20 protein-coding genes and 1 pseudogene are annotated in these 20,039 nt (G+C 60.8%); 6 read left to right on the forward strand and 15 right to left on the reverse strand.

What is annotated here, in order from left to right; translation table 11 throughout:
* Position 1: 1 nt before the first annotated feature.
* The 12 genes from modA to ACT8X9_RS04325 form a co-directional block, all read right to left on the reverse strand.
* Positions 2 to 892, reverse strand: a complete 891-nt coding sequence (modA, locus tag ACT8X9_RS04270) for a molybdate ABC transporter substrate-binding protein (RefSeq protein ID WP_444268223.1) — start codon at positions 890 to 892, stop codon at positions 2 to 4.
* A 12-nt stretch (positions 893 to 904) separates the two neighbouring features.
* Complete coding sequence (locus ACT8X9_RS04275) at positions 905 to 1,837, reverse strand: MOSC domain-containing protein (protein WP_444268224.1); 933 nt, start codon at positions 1,835 to 1,837, stop codon at positions 905 to 907.
* Between the two features lie 6 nt (positions 1,838 to 1,843).
* Positions 1,844 to 2,821, reverse strand: a complete 978-nt coding sequence (gene moaA, locus ACT8X9_RS04280) for a GTP 3',8-cyclase MoaA (protein ID WP_444268225.1) — start codon at positions 2,819 to 2,821, stop codon at positions 1,844 to 1,846.
* A complete protein-coding gene (gene moaC, locus ACT8X9_RS04285) occupies positions 2,814 to 3,317 on the reverse strand; it encodes a cyclic pyranopterin monophosphate synthase MoaC (RefSeq protein WP_249233612.1) in 504 nt (167 codons plus the stop codon). Before moaC ends, moaA begins: the two co-directional genes overlap by 8 nt.
* 271 nt (positions 3,318 to 3,588) lie before the next feature.
* On the reverse strand, positions 3,589 to 4,608 hold the full coding sequence (locus ACT8X9_RS04290) for a molybdopterin-binding protein (protein ID WP_227621222.1): 1,020 nt from the start codon (positions 4,606 to 4,608) through the stop codon (positions 3,589 to 3,591).
* Positions 4,609 to 4,623: 15 nt separating this feature from the next.
* A complete protein-coding gene (gene mobB / locus ACT8X9_RS04295; RefSeq protein ID WP_444268226.1) occupies positions 4,624 to 5,142 on the reverse strand; it encodes a molybdopterin-guanine dinucleotide biosynthesis protein B in 519 nt (172 codons plus the stop codon).
* Positions 5,132 to 6,370, reverse strand: a complete 1,239-nt coding sequence (locus ACT8X9_RS04300; RefSeq protein WP_444268227.1) for a molybdopterin molybdotransferase MoeA — start codon at positions 6,368 to 6,370, stop codon at positions 5,132 to 5,134. The genes mobB and ACT8X9_RS04300 overlap by 11 nt, the downstream gene beginning before the upstream one ends.
* A 478-nt stretch (positions 6,371 to 6,848) precedes the next feature.
* Entirely contained in the window at positions 6,849 to 7,766 is a 918-nt protein-coding gene (locus tag ACT8X9_RS04305; RefSeq protein WP_444268228.1) for a hypothetical protein, read from the reverse strand.
* A 24-nt stretch (positions 7,767 to 7,790) separates the two neighbouring features.
* Entirely contained in the window at positions 7,791 to 9,956 is a 2,166-nt protein-coding gene (locus ACT8X9_RS04310) for an aldehyde ferredoxin oxidoreductase N-terminal domain-containing protein (protein WP_444268229.1), read from the reverse strand.
* Positions 9,957 to 9,968: 12 nt separating this feature from the next.
* Positions 9,969 to 10,613, reverse strand: a complete 645-nt coding sequence (locus ACT8X9_RS04315; RefSeq protein ID WP_015565531.1) for a ferredoxin-like protein — start codon at positions 10,611 to 10,613, stop codon at positions 9,969 to 9,971.
* A 22-nt stretch (positions 10,614 to 10,635) separates the two neighbouring features.
* A complete protein-coding gene (locus ACT8X9_RS04320) occupies positions 10,636 to 11,550 on the reverse strand; it encodes an FMN-binding protein (RefSeq protein WP_444268230.1) in 915 nt (304 codons plus the stop codon).
* Between the two features lie 142 nt (positions 11,551 to 11,692).
* The gene (locus ACT8X9_RS04325; protein ID WP_444268231.1) at positions 11,693 to 12,457 is read right to left on the reverse strand and encodes a formate dehydrogenase accessory sulfurtransferase FdhD; all 765 of its coding nucleotides are present in this window, start codon (positions 12,455 to 12,457) and stop codon (positions 11,693 to 11,695) included.
* 204 nt (positions 12,458 to 12,661) lie between these two features.
* Between ACT8X9_RS04325 and ACT8X9_RS04330 the strand changes: the two are divergent.
* Positions 12,662 to 12,805 (forward strand): annotated as a pseudogene (locus ACT8X9_RS04330) (FAD-binding protein); the annotation flags it as partial.
* 175 nt (positions 12,806 to 12,980) lie between these two features.
* Here the strand turns inward: ACT8X9_RS04330 and ACT8X9_RS04335 are convergent.
* Both ACT8X9_RS04335 and ACT8X9_RS04340 read right to left on the reverse strand, forming a co-directional pair.
* Positions 12,981 to 13,316 carry an MATE family efflux transporter gene (locus ACT8X9_RS04335; protein ID WP_444268232.1) on the reverse strand — a complete coding sequence of 112 codons (336 nt, stop codon included), beginning with the start codon at positions 13,314 to 13,316 and terminating at the stop codon, positions 12,981 to 12,983.
* A 214-nt stretch (positions 13,317 to 13,530) separates the two neighbouring features.
* Positions 13,531 to 14,034, reverse strand: a complete 504-nt coding sequence (locus tag ACT8X9_RS04340) for a CarD family transcriptional regulator (RefSeq protein WP_444268233.1) — start codon at positions 14,032 to 14,034, stop codon at positions 13,531 to 13,533.
* 466 nt (positions 14,035 to 14,500) lie between these two features.
* Between ACT8X9_RS04340 and ACT8X9_RS04345 the strand changes: the two genes are divergently transcribed.
* Together ACT8X9_RS04345 and ACT8X9_RS04350 are read left to right on the forward strand one after the other, a co-directional pair.
* A complete protein-coding gene (locus tag ACT8X9_RS04345) occupies positions 14,501 to 15,901 on the forward strand; it encodes an MATE family efflux transporter (RefSeq protein ID WP_444268234.1) in 1,401 nt (466 codons plus the stop codon).
* A complete protein-coding gene (locus tag ACT8X9_RS04350) occupies positions 15,901 to 16,479 on the forward strand; it encodes an AAA family ATPase (protein WP_444268235.1) in 579 nt (192 codons plus the stop codon). Before ACT8X9_RS04345 ends, ACT8X9_RS04350 begins: the two co-directional genes overlap by 1 nt.
* Positions 16,480 to 16,583: 104 nt before the next feature.
* Here ACT8X9_RS04350 and ACT8X9_RS04355 read toward each other — a convergent pair whose 3' ends face one another.
* Positions 16,584 to 16,835 carry a DUF6061 family protein gene (locus tag ACT8X9_RS04355; protein WP_444268236.1) on the reverse strand — a complete coding sequence of 84 codons (252 nt, stop codon included), beginning with the start codon at positions 16,833 to 16,835 and terminating at the stop codon, positions 16,584 to 16,586.
* A gap of 408 nt (positions 16,836 to 17,243) precedes the next feature.
* Between ACT8X9_RS04355 and ACT8X9_RS04360 the strand changes: the two genes are divergently transcribed.
* From ACT8X9_RS04360 to ACT8X9_RS04370, 3 genes are all read left to right on the forward strand, one after another.
* Positions 17,244 to 18,158 carry a DUF6017 domain-containing protein gene (locus ACT8X9_RS04360; RefSeq protein ID WP_444268237.1) on the forward strand — a complete coding sequence of 305 codons (915 nt, stop codon included), beginning with the start codon at positions 17,244 to 17,246 and terminating at the stop codon, positions 18,156 to 18,158.
* 100 nt (positions 18,159 to 18,258) lie between these two features.
* Positions 18,259 to 18,729, forward strand: coding sequence for a PcfB family protein (locus ACT8X9_RS04365; RefSeq protein ID WP_444268238.1), 471 nt, complete (start codon positions 18,259 to 18,261; stop codon positions 18,727 to 18,729).
* On the forward strand, positions 18,726 to 20,039 hold a 1,314-nt coding region (locus ACT8X9_RS04370), incomplete at its 3' end, for a VirD4-like conjugal transfer protein, CD1115 family (RefSeq protein WP_444268239.1). The genes ACT8X9_RS04365 and ACT8X9_RS04370, both read left to right, overlap by 4 nt.

A 20,039-nucleotide genomic window follows, 5' to 3' on the forward strand; every position in this document is an offset into this window, starting at 1 on the left:
TTTACACCGCCGCAAATCCCACGCTCTCGAAGACCTGAGCGGCGGCATCGGTGCGAAGGTAGGCGAGGAAAGCCACGGCAGCGTCGGGGTGAGGGGCAGCCTTGAGGACGGCGGCGGGGTAGATGACCTGACCGCACATCTCGGCGGTGGCCTCGTCCACGGGGGTCAGACCGGCGCTGTATGCGTCGGTGCAGTAGACGACACCGGCGTCCACGCTGCCCTCGCTGATCTGGGTGGTGACTTCCTTGACGTTCGAGCCATAGGTGATGACACCGGCAGCGGCCAGAGCAGCCTCGTCGAGGCTGTAGTAAGAGAGGATCTTCTGGGTGTACTGGCCCACGGGCACGTCGCTGTTGCCCATGCAGAACAGGATGTCCTCCGCCTTCAGGTGCTCGGCCAGAGCGTCGAAGCTGTCGATGCCCTTGTCGCTGCCCTCGGGCACGCAGAGGACGACCTTGTTTTCCAGCAGGTCCACGCGGGTGGCAGAGTCCACGAAGTCCAGACCGTCGGGGTTCACGTCGGCAGAGGCGGTGATGTCCAGCTGGTTCATCTGCTTCTGGCCGGCGGAGAGGAACAGGTCGCAGTCGGCACCCTCCTGGATCTGGGTCTTCAGCGTGCCGGAGGAATCGAAGTTGAAGCGGAAGGTCACGCCCGGGTTCTGGGCAGAGTACGTTTCGGCGATGGCGTTCAGGGTCTCGGTCAGGGAGGCAGCGGCGAAGACGATCAGCTCGACGGACTCGCCGGAAGCCTCGGAGGACGCAGTCTCAGAAGAAGCGGCTGCGGAGGAAGCGGTGCTGGGAGCAGCGCCGCCGCAGGCGGTCAGGGCAGCAGCAGCGCCGACTGCGCCGACCACGGACAGAAAGCTGCGGCGGGAGATGAGGTTGGTTTTCATGAATTTCTCCTTTTACTTCCGGGCGCACTCGCCGTCCAGCCCGGCGGCGATGCGGATGCCGTGCTCAAGGCTGGGCAGGATGTACTCGAGGTTCTCCTTGACGGCCTTGGGGCTGCCGGGCAGGTTGACGATGAGCGTCTTGCCGCGCAATACGCTGGCGGCGCGGCTCAGCATCCCGCGGGGGGTGATGGACAGGCTGTGGTACCGCATGGCTTCGGCGATGCCGGGGGCGCTGCGGTCGGCCACGGCATAGGTGGCCTCCGGGGTGATGTCCCGGGGGGAGAAGCCGGTGCCGCCGGTGGTCAGGATGAGGTTCACCTGACGGCCGTCGGCCAGCCGGATGAGCTGGGCTTTCAGGGCCTTGGCCTCGTCGGGCAGGATCATGGTCTCCTCCACCACATAGCCTGCGGCGGTGAGCATCTCCACGATGAGGGGGCCGCTCTTGTCCTCCCGCTCGCCCCGGCTGCCCTTGTCGGACAGGGTGATGACGGCGGCCCGCAGGGGCGGGTCGGCCGCCGGGGGCAGAAGGGTCACTTCGTCGCCCACATGGATCTCGCCGCCCTCCAGCACCCGGGCGAACACGCCCTCCCGGGGCATGATGCACTCGCCGGTCTGCTGCTTGATGACGCAGTCGTTGTGGCACTCCTTGCCGATCTGGGTCATCTCCAGCACGACGCTGCCGATGGCAAACCGGCTGGTGACGGGCAGATTGCGGAAGTCGAAGCCCTCGATGACCAGATTTTCGCCAAAGGCGCCATAGTCCACCCAGATCTTCTTGCGGAACGCCTCGATCTTCTCGGCGCTCAAAAGGCTCACCTGACGGTGCCAGCTGCCGCCGTGGGCGTCGCTGATGATGCCCCACTCCGGGGTCAGAACAGCGCTGGGCACCTCAGTCTTGACGGTGCCGCGCTTGGGGCTGGTGCAGATTGCCAGAAGTTTTCCCATAGATCGTTATCCTCCGATGCGATACATGCCGCGGGTCGCGGGCATGGAATTGTCTCCGAAATGATGTTCCCGGGGCTTTGCCCAGATGGTCTGCCGGATGGCCTGTGAAAGTGCGGCGTCGGTTGCGCCGCTGCGCAGAAGCTCCCGCAGGTCGCAGCCCGCCTCGCTGGCGAGGCAGGGGCGCAGGAAGCCTTGGCTCGTCAGCCGTACCCGGTTGCAAGAGGCACAGAACTTGCCGTGGACGGCGGCGATGAAGCCCACGTCACCCTCCCAGCCGGGGACAGTGTAGTAGACTGCCGGGCCGTCGCCGAGAACTGCGCTCTGTGCCGTAGGCAGAGGGGCGAACTCCGGCCAGCGGCGGGCAAACCGCTCCCGCAGCGCAGGCCCCGAGATGCAGGGCATGGCCGCGCCGTAGCCGATGGGCATCATCTCGATAAAGCGCACCTGCAATGGGTGCGCCTCGGCGAGGGCGGCAAGGTCTTCCAGCTCGCCCTCGTTGACGCCCGCCTGCGGCACGCAGTTCAGCTTGACGGGGATGCCGCTGTCCAGCGCGGCGCGGAGGCCCTCCATCACATGGGAGAACTCGTCCCGGGCCGTGATGCGCTGGAACACCTCCGGGCGGAGGGTATCGAGGCTGATGTTCACGCTGTCCAGCCCGGCGTCCAGAAGGGCGGGCAGCTGCCGGGCCAGCAGGATGCCGTTGGTGGTCAGGGTGACTTTGTGGATGCCGGGGATGGCTTTCAGCCCCGCCACCAGCCGGTCCACGTCTTTGCGCACCAGCGGCTCGCCGCCAGTGACCCGGACGGTATCGATGCCGCACTGGGCAAAGAGAGCCGCGAGGCGGAGGAACTCTTCGTAGGTCAGCACGGCCTCCCGTTCCAGCTTCTCCACGCCGTCCGGCATACAGTAGCGGCAGCGCAGGTTGCACAGGTCGGTGACGGAGAGGCGGAGATAGTGGATATTGCGGCTGGAAGAATCAAACATAGCCGCCCTCCGCCCGGACATAGTGGCCGCTCTTGCCGCCGGTCTTTTCCACCAGATGGATCTCGCCCAGCTCCATCCCCTTGTCCACGGCCTTGCACATATCGTAGATGGTCAGCAGAGCCGTGGAAACGCCGGTCAGAGCCTCCATCTCCACGCCGGTGACACCGGCGGTCTTGACGGTGCAGAGGGCTTCCACAGCCCGCCGTTGAGGCAGGAGCCTGAAATCCACGCTCACCTTGGTCAGGGGCAGCGGATGACAGAGGGGGATCAGCTCGCTGGTGCGCTTGGTGGCCATGATGCCGGCGATGCGGGCGACGCCCAGCACATCGCCCTTCTTGACGGTGCCGCTCTCCACAGCGGCAAAGGCCTCCGCGTTCATGGTGATGATGCCGTGGGCCACAGCCTCCCGGAAGGTGACGGCCTTTTCGCTCACGTCCACCATCACGGCGTTGCCGGAGGCATCGAAATGGGTCAGATTGGTTTCAGTTGTACTCATATTTTTACGCTATCCTTCGTACAACCTCTCAGTCGGGCTTACGCCCGCCAGCTCCCCTTGTAGGGGAGCCTCTGGCGAAGAGAGAAAGCTTTCCGGAATGCCAAGGCCTCTCCTCGGTAGGAGCAACAGCGACGACCGCCGCCAGTGGCGGAAACAGGGAGTCGTTGTTGGGGCAGCGGCCAGCAAGACGCAAGTGAAGTGCTGCGGATGCTGGGAGCCGCAACCCGGGTAGTGGCATCGCGTCAGCGATGACGGAGAGGTTTGATTTATTTCAGCAATGCCCAAACCCGCAGTTGGGCCAGTGGCACTCGGCGCAGCCCAGACACAGGCCGCCCTCACCCAGACGGGCGATGTCCTCGGCGGTGATGGGGTCATCGGCCAGCAGGCGGGGCAGCAGCAGGTCAAAGATGGTGCGCTTGGCGTACATGACGCAGCCGGGCAGGCCGCAGACCGGCACGCTGCCCAGATAGCTCACGAGGAACATCGCCCCCGGCAGCACCGGTGCGCCGTAGGTGACGATGTCCGCGCCGGTGTTCCGGATGGCCAGCGGGGTGCGGTCGTCGGGGTCCACGCTCATGCCGCCGGTGGTGAAAATAAGCTCACAGCCTGCGTCCCTCGCTTCCAGAATGGCGGCAGTGATGCCCGCCGGGTCGTCGTCGCAGACCTTGTGGAAGACCATCTCGCAGCCGTACTCCGCCAGCTTGCCCACCAGAATGGGGGTGAACTTGTCCTCGATGCGGCCCTTGAACACCTCGCTGCCGGTGGTGATGACGGCGAACTTCTTGGGCTGCATGGGCAGCACGTTCAGGATGGGCGTGCTGCCGGCTGCCGCCTGCATGGCGTCCATCTTTTCCTGCTCGATGACCAGAGGGATGATGCGGGTGCCGGCCAGTTTCTGGCCCTTTTTCACGGGCAGGTCGCCGTGGATGGTGGCAATCATCATCTGGGGCGTGCGGTTGACGGCCAGCAGGGCGTCGCGGTCAATCTTGAGAAGGCCGTCGCAGTCGGCGATGAGTTCGATCTTGCCCTCCTTCGGCTCGGTGCCGTGGATGTTTTTGCCCGCAGCAGCTTTATACAGCAGGGCGGCAGCCTCGTCCTCGTGGAGGATGCCGGGCTTCTTCTCCCAGACGTAGAGATTCTCTTTGCCGATGGAGAGCAGCACGGGGATGTCCTCGGGCTGGATGACATGGCCCTTGCGGAAGCGGGCACCCTTGAACTCGCCGGGAATGATCTGGGTAATATCGTGGCAGAGCACCTGCCCTGCCGCGTCTTCGGTGCGGATGAGTTTCATTGTGGTTTTTCCTCCTTACAGCGTCGGCATCTGGGCCACGAGCCAGTCGGCCAGCGCCTGCGTTTCTTCGAGGCCGAAATCGGCATCCGGGATGTCGCCCACGACAGCCAGCGGCTGGAAGGACACCGGCGTGTCCGAGATCTCCCGGCGCACGACCTCGATCTTCGGCCAGCCGCTGTCCTTGAAGCCCTCCAAGAGGACGAGGTCGTAGCCGTGGCGCTCGAACAGGGCCAGAAGATCCTGTTCCGTCAGGCGGAAGGACTCGGTCAGCAGGTAGCGCTGGCCGGAGTAGACGGCCACACCCTCGGCCCCGGCCTCCCGCAGACGGTAGCTGTCGGTGCCGGGCACATCGGGGGTGAAATCGTGGCCGTCGTGCTTGATGACGCCCACTTTCAGCCCCCGGCTGCGCAGGGCAGGCAGGAGCTTTTCGAGAAGAGTCGTCTTGCCGCTGTTATGCAGGCCGCTGACAGCCAGCACCGCCGGGCGCTTCAGCTCCAGCTGCTCGGCAAGGATCTGTTTCGGTTCACTGTACAAAGGAAAGCACCTCCACTTCTTCGCCCGGGGCCACCGGGCCGCTGCCCGCAGGCAGCTCCACCAGACAGTTGCAGCCCATCATGGCCGACAGGCTGCCGGACGAATGGGCCTCGGTACTGCCCTCGCCGGGGATGGTCACACTGCCGCCCATGGCCTTGGCCCGCAGGTAGCGGGCGACCCTGCTGGGCTTGGAAAAGCCAGTGGTCAGGGTGCAGGTGGTGCGGGGGAGGAGGCAGCCCTCCTCGCAGCGTCCCGCCGCCCGCAGCAGGGCCGGGATAGCGTATTGCTCCAGCGTCGCAGCGGCGGCGAAGGGGTTGCCGGACAGGCAGAACACCAGCTTGCCGCCGACCGTTCCGGCCAGCATGGGGCTGCCGGGCTTCTGAGCCACGCCTGCGAAGAGGAGGTCTGCATCCAGCGCTTCCAGCACAGCGGGCAGATAGTCCTTCTGCCCCACCGAGACGCCGCCGCTGGTGATGACGGCGTCACATTCTGCCAGCAGCTCCTTCATCTGGCCTGCGATCTCCTCCGGGTCGTCCGAGCAGTGCCGCCGCCGGACGCCGAAGCCCAGCTGCCGCAGCCGGGCGGCGTTCTGGATGCCGTTGGCGTCGTAAATTTTGCCGGGCGTCCAAGCTTCGCCCGGGGCCAGAAGCTCGCTGCCAGTGGCCAGAACGCCCACAGTGAGCGCTTTGCAGACCGGCACAGCGGCATATCCCTGCCCGGCCAGCACCCCGAGGTGGGCCGGGGTGAGGACGGTGCCCGCCCCGGCGATGACGGTACCGGCGGCGATGTCCCCGCCCCGGAACACCACGTTCTCCTCCGGCTTCAGGGCGGCATAGAGCCGGACGGCGTCCTCGCCGCCGTCGGTCAGCTCCTGCATCAGGACGCAGTCCGCGCCCTCGGGCAGGGGCGCACCGGTCATGATGCGGGCTGCACAGCCTGCGGGCAGGGGAGAGGCGGGGGCATCTCCGGCGTAGAGCTTCATGACCACCGGCAGGGTGACGGGAGCTTCGCGGCTGGCCCCGGCGGTGTCGGCGCTGTGCAGGGCGTAGCCGTCGAGGGGGCTGCGGTCAAAGGGCGGCTGGTCCATCCGGGCCGACAGGGTCTCGGCGGCGATGCGGCCGACCGCATCGTCCAGCGGCAGGGTCTCCGCCGCCGGTCTTGGCAGGGCTGCAGCTGCATCCAGCACGCGGCGCAGCGCCTCAGAGGGCGCACAGAAAGGCTGTTTCATAAACTTCCTCCAAAAGCCCGCAGCGGCGCGGCCTGCTATGGCTCAGGCGGGCAGCGGCGGGGTGTTCTCTTTATCAAAAAGGCAGGTAAAAAAGAAGCGGAGACGTCTTGACCGAAAATCAAAACGCCTCCGCAGAAGCTCCGCACGTTCCGGACGAAAGACAGCTTGCAGGCTGTCTTTGCCGATGGCACTCCCCGGGCAGCGCCTGTCCTTGCAGTGACAGTGCGGCCCGGAAAGCCCCTGTGTGGATGGGAGGAGTTCTTTTTTTCAAATTGCAGCGTTTCTTCTGCGGGAAGGCGGCGGGGTTTCCCCCGCCACCCTTGAATGCCGGCTGATACAGCCCTTAGCATTGCGGCGCGGTGTCAGAAGCTGTTTTCGTAAGCAGTGTGCGCTGCTTACGAAAACGACTTCGATTGCCGGACGGTTTAGACACCTTTGCTCAAAGAAGCTCTTATCCTGTTCAGTTGTGATAGACGGCTCAGTCCGTCCACTCGTCCACGTCGCTGATGGCTTTTGCATAGCGGCGGGTGAGGTGCTTGGTGGAGAAGAGGAACCGCTCATTCTGGTTGTTGGTCAGCTCCTCGATGTCGGCGTACTCCGGCCTGCCCTGCATGGCCTGCCACGTCTGCTCGATGGCCTCCTGCGTCAGGTCGTAGGGCGAGCGGCGGAAGTAGCGCAGCGGGGTGGCGCTGGGGTAGACGCGGGCGTTGAACCGCACCATCTCGGCTACCATGACGCAGAGGTCCCTGTCCTCGATGAGCTGGGCGATCATCGCGTAGTTGTCGCTCATGTTGGCGCTGGAATAGTAGTAGGTGTCCTTCGCGCCGGTGCGGGAGACGATGTCTGCGCACTGGGGGTCAGCTGGCATCTGGGCCAGCAGCTCGTCGGCGTTCTCCACCTCGCTGACCAGCAGCGCGTGGGGCGTGACCAGAGCCGCCGCCGAGCGGGACCGGATGTAGCCCGCCAGCTCCTGCGCCGGGGTCAGCTCAGGCAGCTCCGGTGCGGTGACGGTGGGCTGGTCGGCGTAGGGGTCGCCCTCCGCCTCCGGCGCAGCGGCCAGAAAATCCAGCAGCTGCGGCTTTTCGGCATCGTCCGGGGTGCTCGTCTGGGCGGGCGCGGGCTGTGCCCCGGCCTGCTTTGCGGCCAGCGCGTCCGTCTCCCGCTCCACCGCGGCGATGACGTCCTCGCCGGTCTTGGCGGCGCTGCCGTCGAACATACTTCCGGTCTCCTTCAGGCGGCGGGCCGTCTCGCTGGCTGCGTCGATGTCAAAGACCTCGGCCTTCGGCTTCTTCTTGGCGGCCATCTCCGCCTTCTGCAGGTCGAGGATGACCTGCTCCGGGTCAGCGGCGGCGTCCACCGTGGTGGTATAACCGGGTTTGCGTCTGCCAAACAGCATGATAATTCCTCTCGTTTCTGTGAATTACTGGGCTGCAGTCTCCTCAGAGGGAGTCTGGTCGTAGATGCCGCGTGCTTCCAGATCGTCGGCCATGTCGCCGAGGTCGAACTTCTCCAGCGTCTCGCGGGTGGGCACGCCGGTGGTCTTGTCCCAGCCGAAGATGTCATAGAAGAGGTCTTTTGCCTTCTCCATGTCGGCGCGGTCCAGCTTGGTGGTGCCTTCCTCGAATGCCTTGAAGTCGGGTTCCTTGTCGAAGACCCAGTCGCAGATGGCGTCGTGCTCCTGACGGAGGTTTGCGCTGCCGCAGTTCTTCTGGAAGCTGATGGCGGTCATGGCGCGCAGCATCTGGGTGATGCGCTCGCCTGCCTCCTGCAGACCGGCCTGCGTGTAGGTCTCGCCGGTGACGGCGGTCATGAAATCTGCCTGCAGGTCGAGGTCGCCGTGGTAATTGCGCTCCTTGGAGGGAGACTGGGTCATGGGCCACATCCAGTTGCAGAGGGTAGCAGAGTCGTGGAAGTTCTTATCGTTGACGCAGTAGGCGGCCAGCTTTGCCTTGTTTTCGTTGATGGGCGTGTAGGCCTTGGCCTTGTCGTAGCAGCCCTCGCCGAAGAAGTCCTCCATGACCTTTTTGGTCACCTCGTAGGGTGCGCCGGAGCCGGTCTCGCAGACGATCTCGTGGATCATGCAGTCTCTATTATACACCAGATTGTACAGCATACCAACCTGCCATGCCTCTGCGGGGCCGTGGTGGTTGGGGAAGCCGTTGTAGATCAGGTTGGAGTTGGTGGCACCGTCGGTGCGGTCCAGCCAGCTCTTGGGCAGGCCGAACTTTTCCATCATGGCCAGCGTACCCTTTGCGATGACGGACAGGTCGCCCTCGCCATAGGCCATGCGGCGGATCAGCTCCACCTCCCAGCGGGGATCGCCGGCCTTCTCCCACTCCCAGGGCAGAGAGTCGTACTCAGCCTCGCTGATGTACTTGGTGGCCTCCTCGCGGGGCATCCGCAGGACCCACAGCAGGTCGCGGTTCAGGTTGCCGTAGTTGTCCCACAGGCCCATGTCATCGACGGCGTGGGACCATGCCAGATTGATGACCATGGTGCCGTCGCCCTCGTACTTGAAGTCGTGGACGCCGTCCGGGTAGACGCGGGTGCCGTACAGCACGGGCATACAGGTGTTGGAGTTGTGGGTGGGCAGGTCGTAATCGGCCAGCGGGTCCACATCATACTCGGTGTAGCAGCGGATGGGGCAGGAGGAGCAGCCGCCGTTCTTGACGGTGTACTCTGCTGCCGGTGCGCCGAAGTCGAAGTAGCCCTTGAAGCAGCGCAGCGCGATCTTGTTGATGTCGTTGTAGGGCTGCTCGCCGGTATCCACGGGGCCGCCGGGAGCCTTTTTCCACATACGGCCCGGTGCGCCGGACCAGCGGTTCTTGCCGGAGGTGGCGCTGTACTCGGCCCAGCTCTGGGGCTGTGCGGGGACGTTGTGGTTGTTGTTGCCGCCGATGAGGTTGCCCATCATGTAGTTGGACAGCTCCAGCACCTTTTTGGGGTCGGCGACCTTGACGCTGCCGGTGCCGCGGATGGCCAGGCCCTTCAGCTTCTTGTTGCCCATGGCAGCGCCCAGACCGGCGCCGCCGGAGTTGCCAAAGCTGGTGTTCAGGGTGGAGTAGTCCACCAGATTCTCACCGGCAGGGCCGATGGAAGCGGTCTCGAACTCACGGCCGTTCTGCTCCACCATCCACTTGTTGGACGCGAACGTACCCTTGCCCCAGATGTCAGAAGCGTCCTCGAGGGAGACCTCGTCGTCCTCGATTCGCAGGTAGACGGGCTTTGCGGAGATGCCGGTGATGACGATGCCGTCCCAGCCCGCATACTTCAGCATGGGGCCGATGTGGCCGCCCATGTGGGCGTCGATGATGGAGCTGCCCTTGGACCAGGTGGAGCGGAAGGTGACGTTCATCCGGCCGGAGCAGGGCACGCCGGCACCGGTCAGGGGGCCGACGCCGAAGATGACCTGTGCCTTCTCGTCGTAGGGGTCGAGGTCCATGGGAGCTTCGTCGTACATGATGCGGTAGGCCATGCCCATGCCGCCGATATATTTATGGTATTTTGCGTCGTCCTCGGTGGTGATCGCACCGGTGGTCAGGTCAACGCGCAGGATCTTGCCTGCCCAGCCATACGTTTCAGCCATTGTTGTTCCTCCTTACAGGTCCATGTAGGCAGCCTGTGCTGCGCTGGTGACGGCATCCCAGTCCACGATGGACAGAGCGCCGGACGGGCAGCCTGCCACGCAGGCACCGCAGGCGATGCACTTGGACGACTTGCCGGTCTCGGGGTTGACGGTGGGCATATGCCAGGGGCAGGCCTCGTGGCAGGCACCGCAGCCGATGCACTTGTCGGTGTCCACCACGCGGATGCCCTGCTCGTTGGTCGTAATGGCCTTCTGGGGGCAGGCGTTGCCGCAAGCGGGGTCCTCGCACTGGCGGCAGGTATCCGGGAAGTAGACAAAGCAGTTGTCGTTGCCGGACAGCAGGCCGTTGCCGGCACCGTCCAGATTCAGGCGGCGCTGGATCTTCACGCGGCTGATGTAAGAGGAGCACACGCCGTCGTTGGTCAGGGTGCAGTTGATCTCGCAGCGCTGGCAGCCGGTGCACAGGTCGGCGTTGACCACCAGCAGACCCTGCGGCAGCGCCCAAGTGGCCACTGCGCCGCTGTCCACCTGCTTCTGCGAGCAGCCGAAGAGGGACAGCATGGATGCGGAGAGGGTAAGCCCTGCAAGGCTCTTGCCCGAGATCTTCATGAACTGGCGGCGGGTCATATCAGCCGTCAGAAAATCAGTTTTTGCCATAGGTTCCATTCCTCCGTTGAGGTCACTCTGCGCGGAGCACCTCAGTTACATAGAAATACGAATCGTTGACCACGGTGGTCACTGCCGACGAGGTGATGGTCGCACCGGAAAGGGCGTCCACCTCGGTGAGGTCTGCGCTGACAGCGCCGCTATCGGACGGCCCGGCGGTCAGCCCGGCCTCGGCAAGACGGTAGGCCGACTGCTTTTCAGCCGACCAGTCCGCGTAGGGCAGAGCCTGCGCCTCGCCGTCCTGTGCGCTCTTGCTCAGGCCCGCAGCGTACAGCTTCCGGCGTGCCACGGCCTCGGCGCTGGAATCCAGCGGGGGCGGCAGCTCGTCGTCCAGAGACTGTCCGTTCAGGGCCGAGAGGGTCAGCCCCGCCGCATACATCCTGCGGGTGGCCTCTGCCTCGGGAGAGGTGTCGGACACGTTCCACTGTGCGGGGTCGAAATCCTGTGCCGCAGCGGACGCATCGGATGCACTGGCTGCTGCATAGGCTGCGCCGGTGGCCGGGTCGGTCACGGTGTAGCTCTTGCCTGCCAGCGTAAAGGGAGCCGCGCCCTGGTACTGGGACGTGAACTCCGGAGCGACACACTGGCCGCCGAGGCTGTCCGTCTCCGCCTGCGAGAGGATCTCCACAGCGGAGACATTGCCCTCGGCGTCGATGGTCACGGCAGCCTGCACATCGCTCTGGAAGCCCTTCTGCACGCCCTCCACGCGATAGCTGCCGTCGTCGAGCTGGTACACCGCGCTGATGCCGTAGGTGGCTGCATCCGCCTCCGACACCGGCAGCAGGGTGCCTGCGATCGTGGTGCGTGCGTTCTGCATTGCGATGAGGCCGACCGCCATGGCGATCGTCGCAGCGCCCATGGCCGCGTAGCCCGGCAGCCGTCTGCGCCACAGCGGGACGGGCGCAAACGGGTTGGTTGCCTGCTTCATGTTATCACCTGCCTGTTTTTTGGTTGTGCGGGAAAAGTTTCCCAGACACGAAAATGACCGCTCAGCCTGCTGCAACAAGCGGAGTGGTCTCTTCGTTAATATATTATCACATGGACGAAAAGTAAGTCAACGCGAACCGGGGTCACCCCACACTTTTTGACGATGTTAGCGGATGTTTCCGGCCGCAGAGCAGCCGTAAGCCATATTCCTGCGCCAGCTCCAGCGACTGCACGGTGGGCATGGTCTTGCTCACCAGTGCCGGGACGCCTGCCCGGATGGCCTTGCGCACCATGTCCACCGGCACGCGGCCGCTGGTGTAGAGGATACATTCGTGCAGCGGGACGCCGGCCAGCATCACGCTGCCCACGGCCTTGTCCAGCGCATTGTGCCGCCCGATGTCCTCGCAGGCGCAGAGGATGCGACCCCGGTGCAGCACGAAGCAGCTGTGGACTGCGTGGGTGGCCTGATAGAGGGGCAGGCCCGCGCTCATGGCGGCGGCGAGGGCGTCCACCCATTCCGGCGGCAGGTCCAGCTGGGGCGCGCCGCGCAGGGGCTGCAGCTCCACGGGGCTGCCCAGCGTGATGTTGTCGGTGCAGCAGCTGGACACCTCCTGCGCCGCTGCGCTCCGCGCCGTCAGCGGGTGGGTGAGGTGAACGCTGATCTTCAGCCCCTCGGCACAGACGGCGATCTGCTCCACTTCCCCGGCGGATGCGATCCACCCCTCCGTCAGCAGCCGCCCCAGCGTCAGCTGCGGCAGCAGCTCCGGTGTGCACACCACCCGGAATGCGGGCTGCTCATTGACATAGAGGGCTGCTGCGTGCTCTGTCGGTACGGCGGCTTCGGTGCCGTCCGGCAGGGATACGGTCTCAAAAACGGCGGCTGCGCCGAAGCGGTCGTTGATCTGCATGGGGATATATCCTTTCTCCGGGCGGGGACTTTCTTTTATACATCATGGAACGATGACACGTTCTTTCATGGACGGATTTTCGTATGATGTATATACCATAATTGGAAAGAGATTGCAAGAAGGAGTTTCAAATCAGAAAGAGCGGGGTCGCCATAGGGAGAGAGCGATGCAAAGAAACGGTGCGTGCGCAGGCTCATCGGCTCCGCCATCCCCGGCCTGTTTGCAGCCGGTGAAGTGACCGGCGGCGTCCACGGCGCAAACCGTCTGGGCGGCACCGCTGTGGCCGACTTCGTTGTCTTTGGCCGCATCGCCGGTGACAGTGCAGCCGCTTACGCAAGCGCACAGTAACGCAGAGGATCCGGTCGTAGAGATCTGGCACAGTTTGAAGAAATGTTGAACGATGAAAGAATCGCATAACGGCAGGCAGAACAGGCTCATCACACCGCCAGCAAAGAGAAACAGAGCATTTCCGACGGGGAACGCCCTGTTGCACGAGGTTCACCGAGAGGTATTCCCGGCACAGCTACTGCAATTCGGGATCGTTGGTCAGGGCGGCAGCGATCCGGTTCGAGAACAGCAGCCCCACCAGCGTAAACACCAGTGAAGTACCCAACATCAGAAACAGCCCGGTGGTGGCGGCACGGCAGGCTTCCTCCGGCTTTTTCTGCCCTAGCTTCCGGGAGAGCAGGGCGTTCAGACCCACGGCGGTGCCCACGCCAATGGCGATCATCAAAAACTGGATGGCATATACAAGAGAGGCGGCAGTCAAGGCCGTTTCCGACAGTCGTGCCACAAAAATACTATCCACGATGTTGTACAGCGATTGGATGAGCAGCGACAGCATCAGCAGTACCGCCATGCTTTGTTAATTCCTACAAAGTTGCTCCGATTTATATACGCACCAAAAAGTATAGGATTGAATTTTAAAATATACGATGATAGAATAATTTAAACATTTCCCGATCCTTTTGGCCAGTGGTAGATCTGCCGGACGCAAAAGACCGCCTCCTTTTTTGAACGGAAGCGGTCTTTTCGTTGTGGAAATCAGTTGAGATAAAAATCACCATGCGGCTTTAGTGCAAAACCTCCAGAAGCCGTCTGCCTGCCTTCTGCTGCGATTCCCCGAAGGTCACCGCCAGCTCCTCCTGCAGGACACGCTCTACCATCTGGTAAAAGTACGCATCCATGGCATTGATCTTTCGGCCGCGGCTTTGCTGCTGGGTCTGCTTTTGCCCCAGCTCCTTGAACAGGGTCAGGTACTGGTAAAAATCATTGGTGTGGAGCAGCGCCTGATAATGTTCTGCCAGCGCTGTCTGTACCCCCGCCGGGATAGGCAGATTCTCCTCTTTGATGCGTGCAAGGTCGGCTGCTGCCTGCTGTGGCGGGGTCACTGGGCGCAGGGCGCCTTCTTTTGCAGTCGGAATATAGCTGCGGTCGTGGGAATCCGAAAAATAAGGCCGGAGGGTGTAGTACTCTCTGGCAGGCTCATCACAAAATCGCCGCAGCCCGACCCCTTCCACCTCATGCACTCCCAGATTTCCGTAGACCACCAGCGCTCCCGCTTGAAACCGTGACATGGTATTGCCTCTTTCCCTTGTATGGAAAGGCTGCAAAAACAGACTTTCCAGCGTGATTTTACTCTTTACTTTATTGTACCACGGTAGGTTGGCGGGCTTCAAAGGGCATCTTCCACAAAGTTTTCCTCGTGCAATCTGCGCAGAATGCCCAGTACAATTCTTGTGCAAAACTGCCTTTGCAAATTCCAGACAGGCAGGCTATAATGATTTCGTACAACGAGTAGCACTCATGCGTAAAACCGGTTGCATGAGGGCTGCCCGTTGTTTTTTTTGCCCTAGGGGGTATCTGAAAAGTCGAAAATTTAGCCTATTTCTACAAACACAGCTGGATTTTGCGTTAAACAGCCTTGAAATCCACAAAGGATTCCTGCGGCTATTTGCCTTAAATCCCGCTTGTGTTTGCGAAATATTCGTCATTTTCTTTGTTTTCAGATACACCTTAAAATGGAAAGGTAAGGTGAATCCCATGGAAAGTTCCAATCAATTTCTCGGCACGGAACGCATCGGCAAGCTGATGCAAAAGTATGCGATCCCGTGCATTATTTCGCTGCTGGTCGGCGCATTGTACAACATCGTGGATCAGATCTTTATTGCAAACGCCAGCTATCTGGGCTCCTACGGCAACGCCGCCAACACCGTCGTGTTCCCCCTGACGGTGGTAGCGCTGGCCATTGCCGTGATGATCGGTGACGGCTGCTGCGCCTTCGTCAGCATCAGCCTTGGACAGAACGAAGTCCCCAAGGCAAAGCGGAGCGTCGGCAACGCAGTGGTCATGTGTCTGGTCAGCAGCATCCTGCTGGCCGCGCTCTATCTGATTTTTGCGGACACCATTCTTGCCATGTTCGGTGGAACGGTGAACGCCGAGACCTATCATCACTCGCAGGAATATTTCTTCTATATCACGCTGGGCGTGCCCTTTTATATGTTTGGGCAGGCCATGAACCCCATCATCCGTGCCGACGGCAGCCCCCGGTTTGCCATGGTGTCCACCCTTGCGGGTGCGGTGCTGAACATCATTCTCGACCCCATCTTCATTTTCGGCTTCCGCTGGGGCATGATGGGTGCGGCAGTAGCTACGGTCATCGGTCAGGTGGTCACGGCGGTGCTGGCGGTGTGGTATCTGCTGCACATGAAGATCATCCGTCCGAAAAAGGGCGACTACCGGCTGAAGGGCTCTATCTGCAGCCGTACCCTGACCCTTGGCATGACCAGCTTTCTGTCTCAGATCAGCCTTGTGGCGGCAATGGCGGCCATCAACAACATGATCCGCAAATACGGCGCACTGGATGCCGTGTTCGGGCAGGAGCAGTACGCACAGATCCCCATGGCAGTGGTGGGCATCGTGATGAAGTTCTTCCAGATCGTCATCTCCATCGTGGTGGGCATGGCGGCTGGCTGCATCCCCGTGGTGGGCTTCAACATGGGCGCAAAAAAGTCCGCCCGCGTAAAGGAGCTGTTCACGAAGTTACTGCTGGCAGAAGCCACCGTGGGCGCCGTTGCGCTGGTGCTGGTGGAGCTGCTTCCCCGGCAGCTCATTGCCCTGTTCGGTGCCGCCAACGAGAGCGTCTACTACACGGATTTTGCAGTGCGCTCCTTCCGCATCTACCTGTGCATGATCATTCTGGCCTGTGTCAACAAGGCCTGCTTCATCTTTTTGCAGGCCATGGGCAAGGCGGCGGAATCCACCGCCCTGTCCATGGTGCGTGAGGTGGTGTTCGGCGTGGGCTTTGCCCTGTTGCTGCCCCGGTTCTTCGGGCTGGACGGCGTGCTGTACTCTATGCCCCTGTCGGATATCCTCACCTTCCTGATCGCAGGCTATCTGATTTTCAAGACCTACCGCGAATTGAATGAGAAGGGAGAACTCTAATGGAAAAACGCATCATCACCATCAGCCGGGAATTTGGCAGTGGCGGCAGAACCATCGGCAAACTGGTGGCAGAGCATCTGGGCGTCCAGTGCTACGACGCTGAATTGATCCAGAAGCTGGCCGCCGAAAGCGGCTTTGACGAAAACTACATCAAGGAGGCCGGAGAGTACACCCCCGGCGGTTTCCTTGCCTCTGCTTTCACCGACCGCAGCTTCGGTCCCACCAACGAGGACCTGCTCTGGAAGCTGCAATACCGGATCATCCGGGAGCTGGCGGAAAAAGAGCCTTGCGTCATCGTAGGACGCTGCGCCGACTTTATCTTACAGGACCGCACCGACTGCCTGAAGGTCTTTGTCCACGCCGACCTGAAGTTCCGGGCAGACCGCATCGTGCGGGTCTATGGGGAGCGGGAAAAATCACCCGAAGCCCGGCTGAAGGAAAAAGATAAGCGCCGCGCCGCCTACTACCGCTTCTATACCGATATGAAGTGGGGCGATGCCGCCAACTATCATATTGCGCTGGATAGCGGGGTCATCGGCATTGAAAAAAGCGCAGAGATCATTGAAAGTCTTGCGTAAGCTGTAACTTCCGGCAGCCTCAGAGCCGATAGCGTAAAACGCCGCCCACCTGCGTTTCATTACGCAGATAGGCGGTGTTTTTTCAATACGATTTTATGGGAAGATCAATCTTCTAGCCCATGGTTCCCTGTTACGTTTTTCAAGTATCCCTCTGGGTCACCGTTCAGAATCAAGTCTGCATAGCCAAGCGGGTCATTGTAGATGAGATAATCTAACTCCGACCTCTGCGCCATGGTCACGTCCAATTCATCCTCGACCCCAGTGCAGTCAATGGAGATCATTCTCCCATCCCGGAGCAGCAGTTCCACACAGCCGGTATCCATGTTGAAATGGCAGGCTCTTGCATCGTACTTCATGTTTGTGTCCTTTCCGCCTTACGGCACTCTTACAGTGGTCTGTCGTGCTTTCTTATGATAAGGTCTAGGACGTTTTTCGATGGAAGCAAGGGATTCGTTCTGTTTTCCGAAGAACACAAAAAATCCGAACCCTTCTCCTATCGGAAAAAAGTTCGGATTTTGTTGTTGTGGTGCGAGTAGTGATACAGAACTTTTCAAAAACCATCGTAGTACAATTTGTTTTTGAGGTCATCGGATAGCAACTTGCTTGTATCGCACCCCGATGGGCAGCTGTGTTTGAAATCCAGTTGCCTTTTATATACCACACAACCTAAAAATTATCAAGTACGCGCAGCGTTCACTTCTCCCATCACTGGGAGCAAATGGACGCTGCTTTTTTTGTTTACAGCGAAAGGAGGCATCCGTGAAATGGCAGTATTTCGGGTAGAAAAGAACAGCGGCTATACGGTCATGTCAAACCACCACCTGCGGAACCGGGCCTTGTCCCTGAAAGCCAAGGGCTTACTCTCCCAAATGCTCTCCCTGCCGGAAGATTGGGACTACACCCTGCAAGGGCTGGCCCGTATCAACCGGGAAAGCATAGACGCGATACGGCAGGCTATCCGGGAACTGGAACAGGCAGGCTACATCCAGCGTTCCAGAGAACGGGACGAGAAAGGACGGCTGCGCGGTGCAGACTATGTGATCTTCGAGCTGCCGCAGCCCGTTCCTGCATCGGTTTCACCTACATTGGAAAATCCAACGTTGGAGAATCCCACGCAGGAAAACCCTACGTTGGAAAATCCAATGCAATTAAATAAAGATAAACTAATTACAGAAAAACAAAAGAAAGAGGGATTAAATACCGATTCCATTCCTATCCATTCCCCAAACCCCTTGCCTTTGGACGAGGACGAGGCAGCGGCACCGCCGCCGGAACGGACAAGAAGCCGAAAGGAAGCGGCCTATCAAATCTACCGGGACCTGATTTTGGAGAACATCGAGTATGACACCCTCATCCAGAATCCCCGGATAGACCGGGAACAACTGGACGAAATTGTGGACATCCTGCTGGAAACTGTCTGTACCAGCCGCAAGTCCATCCGGGTTGCCGGGGACGATTATCCGGCAGAGCTGGTCAAGGCCAAGTTCCTGAAGCTGGACAGCCATCACATCGAGTTCGTCATGGACTGCCTGCGGGATAACACCACCAAAGTCCGCAACATCAAGCAATACCTGCGGGCCATGCTGTTCAACGCCCCCAGCACCATCAACAGCTACTATGCGTCCCTTGTGGCGCACGATATGGCGCAGCCCGATTGGGGGCGCCCGCCCAACAACTGACCGAAAGGAGCGTCCATCCATGAGAACCCTTTACCTGCGGCGGCTGGTGGTTCCACCCTAGCTGCCGCTCTGAATTTTCTGCAACAAGGAGGGATTCATATTGCAGGAAGAAGTCACCCAGAAAACCATTGCCCTGTCCATGAAAACAGGCAAACTCACCGCCCAAGCGTTGCAAGCTGCCCTGAAAAAATATTTGCAGCACCGGGCCAAGGGGCCAAAGCTGCACCACGGCAAGCAAAGCCTGAAACAGCTGAAAGCCCACGGTGCGGCTCTGACCAACATTGAAGTCACGGAGGCGAACGTCGGGGCGTTTAAGCCCTGCGCCAAGAAGTACGGCGTGGACTTCACCTTACGCAAGGACAAGACCACCCAGCCGCCCCACTACATCGTGATCTTCAAGGCCAAGGACGCGGACAATCTGGAACAGGCGTTCCGGGAGTTCACGGCCAAAACGCTCTCCAAGGAGCAGCGGCCCTCCATCCGCAAAGTGCTGGCAGTGGCTAAGCAGAAAGCGGCCCAGCAGCCGAAACGTGCGAAAGAAAAAATCAAGCAAAGGGGGCTGGAACGATGAAGTCTGAACTGAAAAAGCTGCTGGTGCTGAATCTGCCGTATCTGCTGTTCGTGTACCTGTTCGCCAAATGCGGGCAGGCGTACCGTCTTGCGGCGGGCGCAGATGCTTCGGCAAAGCTGCTCCACCTGACGGGCGGCATCTCTGTCGCCTTTGCAAGCCCGCTGCCCAGCCTGCATCTGTTTGACCTGTGCGTGGGCGTTGTTGGTGCGGTGGCTGTCCGGCTCATCGTGTACAGCAAAGGCAAGAACGCCAAGAAATACCGCAAGGGTGAAGAATACGGCTCTGCCCGGTGGGGCACCGCCAAGGACATTGCCCCGTACATCGACCCCAAGTTTGAAAACAATATCCTGCTGACCCAGACCGAACGCCTGACTATGACCGGGCGGCCCAAAGACCCCAAGACAGCCCGGAACAAGAATGTGCTGGTGATTGGCGGCTCCGGCAGCGGCAAGACCCGCTTCTATGTGAAGCCCAACCTCATGCAATGTTTTCCCACTTCTGACTATCCCACCTCATTCGTGGTCACAGACCCGAAAGGCACACTGGTTCTCGAAACAGGCCAAATGTTCCAGCGGGCAGGCTACCGGGTGAAAATCCTGAACACGATAAACTTTTCCAAGTCCATGAAGTACAACCCCTTTGTTTACATCCACTCGGAAAAGGACGTGCTGAAGCTGGTGAATACCCTTATCGCCAACACCAAGGGCGAGGGTGAAAAATCAGCAGAAGATTTTTGGGTGAAGTCGGAACGGCTGTTCTACACCGCGCTTATCGGCTACATCTGGTACGAGGCCCCGGCAGAAGAAATGAACTTCACCACCCTGCTGGAAATGATAAATGCCAGTGAAGCCCGCGAGGATGACCCGGACTTTCAAAGCCCGGTGGACCTCATGTTTGAGCGGCTGGAACAGAAAGACCCGGACCACTTCGCCGTCCGGCAGTACAAAAAGTTTTTGCTGTCGGCGGGCAAGACCCGTTCCTCCATCCTGATAAGCTGCGGTGCCCGTTTAGCCCCGTTTGACATCCGGGAAGTGCGGGAACTGATGGAGGACGATGAAATGGAGCTGGACACCATCGGGGATGAAAAGACGATTCTGTTTTTGATTATGAGCGACACAGACACCACGTTCAACTTCATTCTCGCCATGCTCCAAAGCCAGCTTATCAACCTGCTGTGTGACCGTGCGGATGATAAATACGGCGGTCGGCTGCCTGTCCATGTGCGGCTGTTAATGAACAGGTGCGCAACCTACGGGCGGATACCAACATCCGCAAACAGGTACGCACCCTACCCCAGCCGGGAAAAAACG

This window comes from Faecalibacterium sp., assembly GCF_052358865.1.
Lineage (GTDB): Bacteria > Bacillota > Clostridia > Oscillospirales > Ruminococcaceae > Faecalibacterium > Faecalibacterium butyricigenerans.

Bases quoted from the DNA above. Each gene is read 5' to 3' on its own strand.
- ACT8X9_RS04290 (WP_227621222.1), bottom strand. From the start codon at position 4,608: ATGAAACTCATCCGCACCGAAGACGCGGCAGGGCAGGTGCTCTGCCAC.
- ACT8X9_RS04345 (WP_444268234.1), top strand. From the start codon at position 14,501: ATGGAAAGTTCCAATCAATTTCTCGGCACGGAACGCATCGGCAAGCTG.
- ACT8X9_RS04350 (WP_444268235.1), top strand. From the start codon at position 15,901: ATGGAAAAACGCATCATCACCATCAGCCGGGAATTTGGCAGTGGCGGC.
- ACT8X9_RS04320 (WP_444268230.1), bottom strand. From the start codon at position 11,550: ATGAAGCAGGCAACCAACCCGTTTGCGCCCGTCCCGCTGTGGCGCAGA.
- ACT8X9_RS04310 (WP_444268229.1), bottom strand. From the start codon at position 9,956: ATGGCTGAAACGTATGGCTGGGCAGGCAAGATCCTGCGCGTTGACCTG.
- moaC (WP_249233612.1), bottom strand. From the start codon at position 3,317: ATGAGTACAACTGAAACCAATCTGACCCATTTCGATGCCTCCGGCAAC.
- ACT8X9_RS04315 (WP_015565531.1), bottom strand. From the start codon at position 10,613: ATGGCAAAAACTGATTTTCTGACGGCTGATATGACCCGCCGCCAGTTC.
- ACT8X9_RS04340 (WP_444268233.1), bottom strand. From the start codon at position 14,034: ATGTCACGGTTTCAAGCGGGAGCGCTGGTGGTCTACGGAAATCTGGGA.
- ACT8X9_RS04325 (WP_444268231.1), bottom strand. From the start codon at position 12,457: ATGCAGATCAACGACCGCTTCGGCGCAGCCGCCGTTTTTGAGACCGTA.
- moaA (WP_444268225.1), bottom strand. From the start codon at position 2,821: ATGTTTGATTCTTCCAGCCGCAATATCCACTATCTCCGCCTCTCCGTC.
- ACT8X9_RS04300 (WP_444268227.1), bottom strand. From the start codon at position 6,370: ATGAAACAGCCTTTCTGTGCGCCCTCTGAGGCGCTGCGCCGCGTGCTG.
- ACT8X9_RS04355 (WP_444268236.1), bottom strand. From the start codon at position 16,835: ATGAAGTACGATGCAAGAGCCTGCCATTTCAACATGGATACCGGCTGT.
- ACT8X9_RS04335 (WP_444268232.1), bottom strand. From the start codon at position 13,316: ATGGCGGTACTGCTGATGCTGTCGCTGCTCATCCAATCGCTGTACAAC.
- modA (WP_444268223.1), bottom strand. From the start codon at position 892: ATGAAAACCAACCTCATCTCCCGCCGCAGCTTTCTGTCCGTGGTCGGC.
- ACT8X9_RS04275 (WP_444268224.1), bottom strand. From the start codon at position 1,837: ATGGGAAAACTTCTGGCAATCTGCACCAGCCCCAAGCGCGGCACCGTC.
- ACT8X9_RS04360 (WP_444268237.1), top strand. From the start codon at position 17,244: ATGGCAGTATTTCGGGTAGAAAAGAACAGCGGCTATACGGTCATGTCA.
- ACT8X9_RS04305 (WP_444268228.1), bottom strand. From the start codon at position 7,766: ATGCTGTTTGGCAGACGCAAACCCGGTTATACCACCACGGTGGACGCC.